This is a genomic window from Bartonella sp. SL320, from assembly GCF_059687635.1.
The window spans coordinates 240,636-252,902 of sequence record NZ_CM185143.1 but is presented as its reverse complement, the minus strand read 5'-3'; the positions used below and the strand labels follow the sequence as shown (position 1 = coordinate 252,902).

The 12,267-nt window shown below is 39.5% G+C and carries 5 protein-coding genes and 2 pseudogenes; all 7 read right to left on the bottom strand.

Translation table 11 applies throughout. From position 1 onward, the window contains the following. Positions 1 to 1,775 precede the first annotated feature (1,775 nt). Positions 1,776 to 3,755: a MacB family efflux pump subunit gene (locus AC6ER8_RS01005; protein WP_497078604.1), complete on the bottom strand. Its 1,980-nt coding sequence runs from the start codon at positions 3,753 to 3,755 to the stop codon at positions 1,776 to 1,778. Between the two features lie 3 nt (positions 3,756 to 3,758). Further along, positions 3,759 to 4,973 (bottom strand): efflux RND transporter periplasmic adaptor subunit, encoded by a 1,215-nt coding sequence (locus tag AC6ER8_RS01000; RefSeq protein WP_497078602.1) that lies wholly within the window; start codon positions 4,971 to 4,973, stop codon positions 3,759 to 3,761. Next, positions 4,970 to 6,448: an efflux transporter outer membrane subunit gene (locus AC6ER8_RS00995; RefSeq protein WP_497078600.1), complete on the bottom strand. Its 1,479-nt coding sequence runs from the start codon at positions 6,446 to 6,448 to the stop codon at positions 4,970 to 4,972. The genes AC6ER8_RS01000 and AC6ER8_RS00995 overlap by 4 nt, the downstream gene beginning before the upstream one ends. Before the next feature lie 67 nt (positions 6,449 to 6,515). Further along, entirely contained in the window at positions 6,516 to 7,325 is an 810-nt protein-coding gene (locus tag AC6ER8_RS00990) for an exodeoxyribonuclease III (RefSeq protein ID WP_497078598.1), read from the bottom strand. A gap of 33 nt (positions 7,326 to 7,358) precedes the next feature. Then, positions 7,359 to 7,967, bottom strand: coding sequence for a LolA family protein (locus AC6ER8_RS00985; RefSeq protein WP_497078596.1), 609 nt, complete (start codon positions 7,965 to 7,967; stop codon positions 7,359 to 7,361). Positions 7,968 to 8,099: 132 nt separating this feature from the next. Further along, positions 8,100 to 8,358: pseudogene (locus tag AC6ER8_RS00980) on the bottom strand (DNA translocase FtsK); the annotation flags it as partial. Between the two features lie 831 nt (positions 8,359 to 9,189). Further along, positions 9,190 to 11,636, bottom strand: a pseudogene (locus tag AC6ER8_RS00975) (FtsK/SpoIIIE family DNA translocase). Positions 11,637 to 12,267 lie beyond the last annotated feature (631 nt).

The window sequence follows — 12,267 nt, the reverse complement described above, 5'->3', positions numbered from 1 at the left end:
CCTTATATAAATAAAAGAAAAGCGTGATGATTTTAAAAATATTTTTTTGCATTTTGTAAAAAGACAAAATGAAAGTGCGCAATAATTTTAGGGTTTAGCTTAAAAACTAAGAGGGGGGAAATGAGCACAACACCTGTAAACACACAAAACACTAGGGAAGAAACACCGCACACAAAACAGCACATTTTACAAAAAGTAGTGCGTATAATATTTGCGATAATATGGACTATATTTTCTATAATACGAAAAATATTCATCGTGATATTAAAGGTTTTGATTTTTTTTCATCTTTCTTTTCCTCTTGTTTTTTCGTGGTCCGGTTCTCGCCTTATTAAATTTTCTAGCATTCGGATCCGCTTTATCGTTCTTTTTTTTCAGTATAGGAGTCTACCTAGGAGGCACAATGCCACACCACCTACACATAGCACTGCTCATTGCTTACGCCATTATTTTTTTTGGCAGCTTATCTGCAGTTTGGTTTTACGATGCTCTCTTATTCCGTCTTACTCCTGCTGAGTATGAACTTATGCTTTTTCAATAAATGAAAACCCTTTTCACTCACACATCATTCAAAATGAGAGGCTTTCTCCCTCTCAAAATTTTTTGCCTCACGACCACAATCATGAGATCAACCCTATATTTCACAAAGTTAGTTCTAAAATCACGCTCCCCCTATGAAACATCTAAGCCACCCTTTGTCTCCGAAACCGCAATGATTTGTTTATTTTTCAGACCAAAAAATGAGATAGAGTAAAAAAGCAATATCTGACAACAAATAGTCTCAAGAAAGCCAAGTTACATGCATGAAAGAACGGAAAATGGCTATGTCTTAAGTCACCTTTTAAACTTGAGCACAATCATAATATTGTTTGCATCAAGCTTAAACACCTGCAATGAACCCCAATCCTTTGCAAAACCAAAAGAATTGTAAATCATCATAACATCTTTTTCTAAAATCTTTTAAAAAGGCTATACTATACAAGAAACCCTAAACCGCTCAACGAACTGGATAAAAAATAAGTGTTTTTCATCTCAAAATAAGCGGCTTAAATATCATAAGATGCTCTCATTTCAAACCCTCTTATATTGAAATAATCAAAACTATTTGCTTGTATCTTACAAATAAGGCTGGTGTGTAAAGTAAAAAAACAATAAGGAAAGAGCTAAAAAATGCCCCTTATAAAAAATCTCAAGTTTATACCCTTCTCATGCCAAAAGCCATAGCAATATTAGGAAGCGGTGTACGATGATTCTCGTTTTTTCCTGATCAAGCATAAAGATAGCGGTGCTCAATAGTTTTTATACACTTCATCAAAACGCTATATCCTTTACGCACCACCATCGCAAAATGGACCAAAAGATAGAGCCTTTTCTTTAAAAAAACGCATAAATATGCAATATAAGTGTATTTTAGTTTGAATCGTACCACGTATTGATTGACTTTCATAAAGCGTGACAAAAAAGCCTAAAAATATTCACCATATATTCTCAAAAAACTTAATGCCTTAAAAAGGCTTATAGGCGTACCACCATAGTTCACATGAACAGTCTTTTAAAAACCAGTATAAAGCAACCACAAAATACGATAAAAATGTATTCATGATGTATGATGCCCAACGACATCTTTGAGTAAAAAGTCAAGATATGTTCCACTTAACAAATAAAGCGTTTTCTAGGAAAAAGCAGCAGATTATAAAAGTTTTTTCCATTCATACTTTACTTCATCAACACTTCATCCAGATATAACAACAAATATATCTTAAATTGATGAGTGCTTAATCACGCGAGAGCGCAACAACAGGATCAAGCTGTGAAGCTTTCCGTGCAGGCGAAAAGCCAAAACATATCCCAATGAGCGTTGAAAAAGTAAGAGATATAATGATTGAATCAATCGTATAAACGAGGTGTATCGGTGCCTTAAAGAGCAAAAACAAACCACCGACAGAAAGGCCAAAGAGGATTCCCAAACCACCACCAATGACACAAACCAAAATGGCTTCAATGAGAAATTGCTGCAAAATATCACTCTGACGCGCCCCCACTGCCATACGGACCCCAATTTCATTGATCCGCTCTGACACAGTCACCAGCATAATATTCATCACCCCAATACCACCCACAATTAATGAAATAGCAGCAATTGAAGACACCAAAAGCGTTAAAACATGGGTACTTTCCATAATACGATCACGAAAGAACTGAGAATTTCTAATGAAAAAATCCTCCCCATCGTGACGCATAATCAAAAAACGTTTCACCATCTTCTCGGCTAAATTTGAATCAATATGATCAGCGATCTTCACAGTAATGGCCCGAACTTGTGTTGTTCCAAGAAAACGCGTTTGCACAGTTGTATAAGGTAAATAAACCTGCAACGTATTTGAGGTCCCTCCCATCTGTTGCGGATCTACCACGCCGATGATGCGTGCAGGAACATTGCCCAAATGAACAATTTTTCCTATTGGACTCCCATGACTATGCGGAAAAAGCACTGTAAGTGCTTCTTTTTCAATGACGAGATCAACCGCCCGTTCATGCACACTTTTTTGATCAAACAACTGCCCTTGAACAGCTTTAAGTCCTTGTGTTTGAAAATATTGTTCTCCCACCCCAGCAATGACAGCATTGGCTTTAATAGCACCAAAACGAACCATAGAGCTTGCAGAAATCTGCGGTGTTACACCAGAAATATAGGGTAATTTAGAAAGAGCTTCTGCATCCGCTTCCACCAAACTGGTTATTTTATCTGCTTGTGGATCAGAAAGGCTTTTTCCCGGCAAAATTGTTAAGGTATTAGACCCCAAGCTTTTAAAATTTTCCATAATTTTTTCCCGCGTACCATTTCCCAAAGCCACCATAGCAATAATCGCCCCAATACCGATAATCACCCCGAGCATTGTTAAAAAAGTTCGCATTCGGTGGGCATTCATTGCCAACAATGCCATGACAAATGCCTCACGAAACCGTTCAGCAAAAGAACGAAAAAAACCAAGTGTTTTTTGATCTTTTAGATTTTGCTTTTCTTGAACACAATATTCAGCCTTTGTTTTTTTACGCTTTGATACATTATCTGCAATAATTTCCCCATCACTGATCTCGATAATACGCTCTGCTCTTTTAGCCACCTGCATATCATGCGTGACAATAATAATAGTGCGCCCTTCTTTATGAAGCTCCTCCAAAATACGCAACACTTCTTCACCACTGTGTTTATCTAAAGCACCGGTTGGCTCATCGGCAAGAATAACTTCTGCATTATTCATCAAAGCTCGCGCAATAGACACCCGTTGTTGCTGCCCTCCTGAAAGCTGATTAGGACGATGATTGACTCTCTCTCCCATACCTAAACGTGTTAAAAGTTCTTCTGCACGTTTTTTTCTCACATCCGGTGCACAACCTGCATAAATAGCTGGAATTTCAACATTGCCAAGTGCCGTTAATTCATTCAATAAGTGATAACGCTGAAAAATAAATCCAAAATGATTACGCCGCAAAGCGGATAATTCATCAGCAGAAAGAGAAGCAATTTCTTTTCCTGAAATCCAATAACGACCAGAACTTGGTCGATCAAGACACCCCAAAATATTCATCAATGTGGACTTTCCAGAACCGGAAGCCCCTACAATTGCCACCATTTCACCACGTTTAATGGTCAGATTGATCTCTTTTAAAACAGTGACAAATGTTTCACCCGCAGGAAATTTGCGCACAATATTTTCCAAAACGAAAACAGCATCTGCTTTTTCTGCTTTCATGACCTAATTCTCATCTTCCCTATGTTCATCAGGAATTTCTGGCATCACACCATCATGGGAACCGGTAATAACCACATCCCCCTCCTCCAGCCCAGAAACAATCTCTGCCATCACTTTGTTATTAAGCCCCACAGTCACTTTTCTTGCCACCACTTTATTGTCCCCCACTAAAAGTGAAACCCATGCTTTTCCCTCTTTTGTTTCATCACGTAAAGCATCACTTGGAACCAATAACACATTCTGAGCACGCCCTAAAATAATATGAACTTGAGCCGTCATATAAGTTCGCAAAAAGTTATCTTTATTATCAACATGCACAACCCCGTTATAATAAATCGCCGAAAGAGGGCTAGACCCTCCTGCCCAAGGATTAATACTCACATCAGCACGAATGGATTCAGGAGCCGGATCGACCCTTTCTAGAACGCCCTCATAACGACGGTCTGAATTGCCCAATACCGTGAGATAAAGAGGTTGTCCGGCATGGACTTTAAGAATATCCGCTTCCGAAATTTGCGCTTTGACTGTCATTTTTGACAAATCGCCTAAAATAACAATTGTAGGTACCGACTGAACAGCATTGACATTTTGTCCCTCTTCAACAACCGTTGCCAAAACAGTTCCCTCCGAAGGAGCCGTTATCCGCGTATAACTGAGATTAACCTCAGCACTCTCCACATCAATTTGGGCTTGTACAATCTGCTGACGGAGTTGAGCAATTTGTGCCTCACGTATTTTCACTTGTGTCGCCGCATCATCAAAATTTGCTTTTGAAATTGCACGCGATTCTATCATTTTTTTCTGCCGTTCTAAATTTTTCTGTGCAAGAGCAAGGTAAGCTTCTTGTTCCACCAAATTTGCATAATAATGAGCTAATGCTGCTTTTTTTCTTTTCAGATCATTTTCTTGATCTGTAGGATCAATTTCTGCCAAAAGATCGCCTTCTTTCACAACACTTCCCGGAGAGACACGCACAGAAACCACCCGCCCTGTAGCACGTGCTCCAACCGCCACCAACCGGTAAGGACGTACAAGCCCAGAAGCCAAAACACTTTCTTCGATATCACCACGCTTCACCACAGCTGTCATATACATTGGCGTGGATGTTCCAAAAAAAACAGAACGCAGCCACAATAAAATAATAATGAAGAGTGAAATAAGAAAGAATGAAAGCTTTTTGCGTTTTTTTATGAAATTTTTGATGAAACTCTTTTTCATTTCCCTACCTTTGCAAGCGAACGGGGTGCACCATCAGCAACTGCCGGACTTGAGACATCAACAACGCCATCCCATCCACCTCCCAATGCTTTCATCAGAGCAATATATTGGGTAGCAAGAGCAATACGGCTATCTTTAAGAGCCATTTGTGCAGAATAATAGGAACGATCAGCATTTAATAATTCAAGAAAGCTAGTATTGCCATTTTCAAAAAGACTTCGTGAAAGTTGTAAAGAATGCAGAAAAGCTTTGTTTGCAACAACAAGCTTTTCAAGACGCTGATGTTCTTTTGTTAATCTCACAAGCGCATTTTCGACATCTTCTAAAGCCCTCAATACAGCAGAGCGATAAGTAATAAAAGCCTGATCACGCTGTGCCCGTGCCATCGCAACAGAGGCAACAATCTGTCCTCCATTAAAAAAAGGAAAACGAAGACCGGGCCCAAAAGACCAGCCAATAGTTGAGTTTTTCCATAATTGATCTATTGCGGTTGCTGCTGTTGAAATATTCCCCGTTAATGTAAGCGAGGGATAAAGCTCTGCCTGACGCTGACCTATGCGCGCTGTTGCTTGTGCATATTGGCGCTCTGCCCGCCGTAAATCGGGACGTGTCAACAAAATATCTGCCGGAATTCCTGCTGGTATTGGCCATTGTGGTTGTGGAATTTTTATGTGTTTAGCATTTTTTTGCAAAAGATCCTTCAAAGCTGTAGGTACATGACCGGTTAAGACAGAAAGGCGATGCATACTCATGGCCACGTTTGCTTCCATCTGAGAGATATCGGCTTCTGTATTGGCCATTTGTGCTTTCGCGTTTGAAATATCAAGCTCAGAAATATCACCCGCTGTTAATTTGGCTTGCATCAATTCATATGTTTTGCGCTGCGTTGCAGCAATTTGCCGCACAATCAACAGTTTTTGTTGCCAACCACGCAGTTGAATGTAATTTGTTGCTACATCTCCTAACAATACGACCATCGTCGCACGCATATCTTCCACCACCGCTTCAAGACCATAACGCGCCGCTTCAACGCCTCGCTTATGCCCTCCAAAAAGATCAAGTTCCCAACTTGCATCAAATCCACTACGATATTGGTTCAACGCATCAGATTGTCCAGATCCGCTACGGGTTCCTGCAATTGTATTTGACATATTTGGCAACAAAGATCCCACCACTTGCCCCAAATTCGCACGTGCCTCACGAACCCGCGCTTTGGCAACAGCAACATCATTATTGCCAGAAATTGCCTCATCCATTAATGTATTTAAAACCGGATCATTTAACCGCCGCCACCATCCAGCCAGAGCAATTGAATGCCCTGATATCTGTGCAGACTGCTGTCCCCATCGCGCTGGGACAGAAAAAGATGTCTTATGATAATTGGGACCAACCATACATCCTGACAAAAGAAAACATAGTAAAATACTAGAAAGTAATTCGCGAGAAGCGCCCATTTTGCGATTTTTGATATGCATCAAGTCTCCCGCATTCTTTCAGAATCATTATGTGGTATTAATACTTTATTTACCTCTTATTTCAAAATTAACATGAAAAATTAAATACAGTTTGCACAGGAATATGATCTGAAGGACGTTCCCATCCGCGGGCATCACGAAAAGTCGAAAGATCGACCACAAAAGGAGCTAAATCTGGAGAGGACCAAACATGATCAAGCCGCCGCCCATAATCGGTGAGAGCCCAATCGCGTGCTCGATAACTCCACCATGTGTAAAGTTTTGTGGGTACAGGGATATGCAACCGCATGAGATCAACCCATCCACCTTGATAACACAAGTCCTGTAAACGCTCAGTTTCAATGGGTGTATGGCTTACAACCTTCAACAATTGCTGATGAGACCAAACATCCTCTGCCAAAGGAGCAATATTCAAATCACCCAGCAAAAGAGAAGATACCTCCTTTTCCTGATCGGCACGAATAGAAGACATTTCTTCCAAAAAATCAAGCTTATGACGAAATTTTTCATTCACATTAGCGTCCGGGATATCTCCTCCAGCGGGAACATAAAAATTATGAATCCGCAAGCTTCTTCCATGGGCTTCCACAATCACTGAGATATAGCGACAATCTTGGTTTTGACAAAAGAAACGCTTTTCGACCTTTTTAAAAGGCAATCGAGAAACAATCGCCACCCCGTTATAAGATTTTTGTCCACTCAGTGCGATATGCTTATATCCTGCGGCTTCAAAAGCCTCCACTGGGAATAAAGCATCAGGACATTTTGTTTCCTGTAGACACAAAACATCGGCCGGAAAGAGTTCCAAATACTGAAAAACCTGTGCAAGACGCAAACGAATAGAATTAATATTCCAAGTTGCAATACGAAAAAGCATCTGCTTCAACCCCAATGATATAACACTATTTCTTCATTTCTTTGAAGGAAGTGTAAACATTCCTTCAGCGAACCGAACGCCTGTTCGCACATTCATAACCTGCACAGTCGTTTCCAAGTTTTGTTGGTCAACAATTGTCCACTGCCGCAAAGTAGAGCCTTTAGAATCAAAAACCATTTTTATTTGCCCTGCCCCAATTGTTTTATCACGCAGAACAATCGTTACGGCCCCTGGATCTTCGCGAAAAGCCAACAAGCGCCCAGATGATACGTCAATTTTATCATCTAACAGAAACTTCATAGGTGTTTGTGAAAGTGGTGAAAAGTTCCAAGTATTTAAAGCCCGATTATTCACGCCCACAAATTGACCATCCGCAATGATTTGTAAAGGCATTTTCTTGTAAATAAAGCGAATTTTTCCTGGACGCTCAAGATAAAATGTTCCTTGAGACATTTTCCCCTTTGGACTAAATTGGATAAAATCACCTGTCATTGTTTTGATTGCCGCAAAGTGGTTTACTACATTCTGCGCCTTTACTACCTTATGAGAAGCTTGCGAAACGACAGGAAAAGTTAAACACCAAAAGAGAATAACTCCCACCAGCCCAAGAACTCTTCTTGGTGGTAAAAAAGACGTTTTCATAAAAAATGCTCCCAAATAATACCTAATTGACTTTATCATTTATAATTCAGCCATCAATGATGAATAAATACCCTGCTTTATAAGATAAAGATATTATTTGAAAAAACTATCAAAAGATTTTTTAAAATATGCTTATTCGATAGACTCTAAAACTTTCCGTTTGCCTATATCATTTGCCAAACGAACGATACCTTCTTCTTTCATCCTCTCAATTAATATCGCAGCACGGTTATAACCAATCCCCAAACGACGTTGAATATAAGAGGTTGAAGCCTTACGATCACGCAGCATAACAGCAACAGCTTGACAATAATCATTCATTGCAGAAGAAACCAACGAAACATTCTTCCTTTTTTCTTGCAATCTCTTGTGATGTCTTTTCCAAATAATCAATCTGCTTTTTAGTTTCAAAAAGTATCCTAATTTCCTACTTTTCCAATTATTTGCCAAACGCATAATACATTCTTTCCCCCTCATCTGTGGAGAAACATAGATTATGATCAATACACAAATCAAATATATTGCTTGCGCAAACTGAAAATTCTTTTCAATAGAAAAATTTTTTTGCCTTCTTCTTCATCCAAAAGAATAAAAATTCTTACCCATTTCGGTCTGTAAACAATCCGCTGTATACAATTTGAAGCTTGCATCATAAAAACCTAAAAGCCTTACCTATAAGCACGCTTTGCGAAGTTAAAACTCAACTTTTGGATTTTAGAAAATTCTACTTAGCTTCTCCGCCCGTATAATTCTCTTAAACAAAGGCTCGACAAATAAACCTTGCCTTAAAAAAGAAGACTGGAAAGCCACAAGGTACAGCGGATTTCACCCTAAAATCAAACGACGAGAACAGCAAAATACTTCAATATTAAATCCTCCATGCCATCCCCCACACCTCAAACGAGCGCATACTAAGGCAATACATTCATTGATAATAAAGTAATTTCTAACTTAAATCATACCACCAAGTACAGTAAAAACCTCACTTCACATACTCTCTCTGACTTGAATCAATTCAAATCATTTTCTTTACCCGTTACAAGAAAAGTTAATGTGTGAGTAAAATTGTATAAAATAAAGAATACTTCTTCTGAAGAGTCTCAAATGCCAAGAGATTATCCCAACATTGAAAACTCATGTATAATAATGCCGGCTTTCTACAGCATAATAAGATAACCGACTGTTTTACGAGACATTTTAAAAAAATGATTATAAAGATTTTTCAAAAGCGTTCTTCTTCGGCAGGCACTAAAATTTCTCGTTTCCCTGCATGATTTGCTGGACTAATGATCCCTTCTTCTTCCATCCTCTCAATCAATGTCGCAGCACGATTATAACCAATCCCTAAACGGCGTTGAATATAAGAGGTTGAAGCCTTACGATCACGAAGCACAACAGCAACAGCTTGGCTGTAAGGATCATCTGCTGAAGGAGAAGCCGAAGAAACATCAGCACTATCTTCTTCCACTTCTTGGGTAATGGTTTCCAAATAATCAGGTCGTGCCTGCGCTTTGAGATGCGCAACAACCTGCTCCACTTCATCATCCGCAACAAAAGGTCCATGTACACGCTGAATACGGCCTCCTCCCATCATAAAGAGCATGTCACCTTGTCCCAATAATTGCTCGGCTCCCTGTTCGCCTAGAATTGTTCGGCTATCGATTTTTGAACTCACAGAAAAAGAAATACGTGTAGGAAAATTGGCTTTAATCGTTCCCGTAATGACATCAACAGAAGGACGCTGTGTCGCCATAATCACATGGATACCGGCAGCACGTGCCATTTGTGCTAAACGTTGAACAGCACCTTCAATATCTTTACCAGCAACCATCATCAAATCTGCCATTTCATCAATAATGACAACGATATAGGGCATAGGACTAAAATCAAGTGTTTCTGTCTCGTAAAGAGGCTCGCCGGTCTCATGATCAAAGCCCACTTGAATGGTACGCACCATTGTCTCTCCTTGACCTTCTGTCTCCTTGAGACGTGCATTAAACCCATCGATATTGCGAACGCCAAGTTTTGACATTTTACTGTAGCGCTCTTCCATTTCACGAACAGCCCATTTAAGAGCAGTCACTGCTTTTTTAGGATCTGTCACCACGGGCGTTAACAAATGGGGAATGCCATCATAAACTGAAAGTTCAAGCATTTTGGGATCCACCATAATAAGACGACATTTTTCAGGTGTCATACGATAAAGCAACGATAAAATCATAGTATTGATAGCAACAGACTTTCCCGATCCTGTTGTACCAGCAACCAAAAGATGCGGCATTTTTGCTAAATCCGCAATAACAGCTTCCCCCCAATTGTTTTGCCCAAAGCAAGGCCTAATTTTGCTTTACTTTCAACAAATTCCTGTGCTTGCACAATCTCCCTTAAATAAACCATCTCACGCTTTGCATTGGGTAACTCTATTCCAATCACATTGCGCCCTGGAACCACAGCAACACGAGCAGAAATTGCACGCATCGAGCGCGCAATATCATCTGCCAGACTAATGATACGAGAAGACTTAATGCCTGCAGCCGGTTCAAATTCATATAAAGTGACCACGGGCCCAGGACACGCATCTATAATTTTGCCTTTGACCCCAAAATCTAACAAAACACCTTCAAGTTCCTGAGAATTTGCTTTTAAAGCAGCAGGAGAAAGTTTTGCATCCCGAACCGAGGGGGGTGGAACCGAAAGATAATCTAAAAGTGGAAGAACAAAACCACCCTTTGAAGAAGCTGTTAAAGATTTCAAACCACGACTCTTAACAGCAGAAACATGGGATTTATTTTGATTTTCCTCACACTTTTCTTTTTCGCCAAAAAAAGTTGGTTCAATCCGATCAAATGACTTGCCTTGCCCCTTATTTTGAGAACGCTTTTTGAAAGAGAAAAGGCGAAAAAAACGCGCTTGTAAAAAATAAAAAAGATGTAAAAGAGCCCCAAAAGTTGTCGCAAAGAAACCATGCTTCTCACGATCATCGTCGGCGGTATATTCCACCTCTTCTTCCACCTCAAAAACCGGATCAACGATTTCATCTTTTGGGATGCTTTTTTCTTTTCTTTTCTTTGTTCGACGCCGCCATATCACATTGCCTGCAAAAGCAGCCATGAAAAAACCTAAAAGGATAAAAACAACACTGAAGAGCACCGTGTAAAGTGGAGAAAGCAAAAGAGGAAAAATTGAAGAAGCAACACTTAAAGCTTTATCTCCTAAAACCCCTCCCAATCCCATAGGTAATGGCCAATGAGTAAAAGAAGCAACAGGTGTCATAAGGGCAAAAGCCATTAAAAAACAAATCGTTGAGATCACCCACAAAAACAAGCGAAAAGTCAAATTATAGATATTTTTTTGTGCCAATAAGAGAAAAGACCAAAATAATGGCGGCAAAAAAACAGCAAGACTTGCCAAGCCAAAAAACTGCATCATAAAATCTGAAAAAATGGCCCCCAGCCACCCCATAAGGTTTGTAACCTCATTTGTACTTGCATGGGTTAAAGAGGGATCTGCAACATTCCATGTTGCCAAAGCAAACACACAAAAAACAATAAAGCCCAAAAGCCCAAGCCCAATAAACACCCCTATCTGACGTAAAAACATCTCAATAAGCCGCGAACCTTGAGAATTTTGCGCTTCCAATGAAGCATAAGGAGAAGAACTTCGGTGCATCCATCAATTCCAAAAACAAAACTTTAATATTTCAAAGAGTTATAACTTCCTGGCTCTCCTAAAAAAGAACGCAGCTTACATCCAGAGCCAATCTTTAAACACATATCTGTAAACAATCCAACTTCTTAAATCCCGTGCATTCGCCCTTCTTCCCCCTTCATGTCACTCAATACGATCACCACCCTTAAGGAAGAAACCTTCATAAAGCACGAAAACAATCCTACTCTAAAATATTTATCACACGAACAACAAAAAACACCTCATGTGTAAAGTTTTACATGGGTTATAAAGTTTACGACAGGCCCCTATCGCTCTCCTAAACAGAAGGTTACGCTATATCATGGTAATAGTAAAATCTTAATACCGTTTTAACCATCACGAATGAACATAATTTTTCTTAACCTATCATCCTCAATATCACTCTTCAAAAAAACTCTTAAAGAAAATTCATAGAAACTAAAAAATACACTCTCATCTTTGTTTAATTTTAGTTTTCTTTTCTATCAACCAAGTGTAAAAAGAGTTGAAGAAGACATTCAAAAAAGGCTAATCGATCAATCCATAAAGTGAAACATAAAAGCAAAGCAAAAGAGCTCTGAAGCACTCATCTGTCATCAAATTGACACTCAAG

Excerpts from the sequence above, each read along its gene's own strand:
- AC6ER8_RS01005 (WP_497078604.1), bottom strand. The coding sequence starts at position 3,755 with ATGAAAGCAGAAAAAGCAGATGCTGTTTTCGTTTTGGAAAATATTGTG.
- AC6ER8_RS01000 (WP_497078602.1), bottom strand. The coding sequence starts at position 4,973 with ATGAAAAAGAGTTTCATCAAAAATTTCATAAAAAAACGCAAAAAGCTT.
- AC6ER8_RS00995 (WP_497078600.1), bottom strand. The coding sequence starts at position 6,448 with ATGCATATCAAAAATCGCAAAATGGGCGCTTCTCGCGAATTACTTTCT.
- AC6ER8_RS00990 (WP_497078598.1), bottom strand. The coding sequence starts at position 7,325 with ATGCTTTTTCGTATTGCAACTTGGAATATTAATTCTATTCGTTTGCGT.
- AC6ER8_RS00985 (WP_497078596.1), bottom strand. The coding sequence starts at position 7,967 with ATGAAAACGTCTTTTTTACCACCAAGAAGAGTTCTTGGGCTGGTGGGA.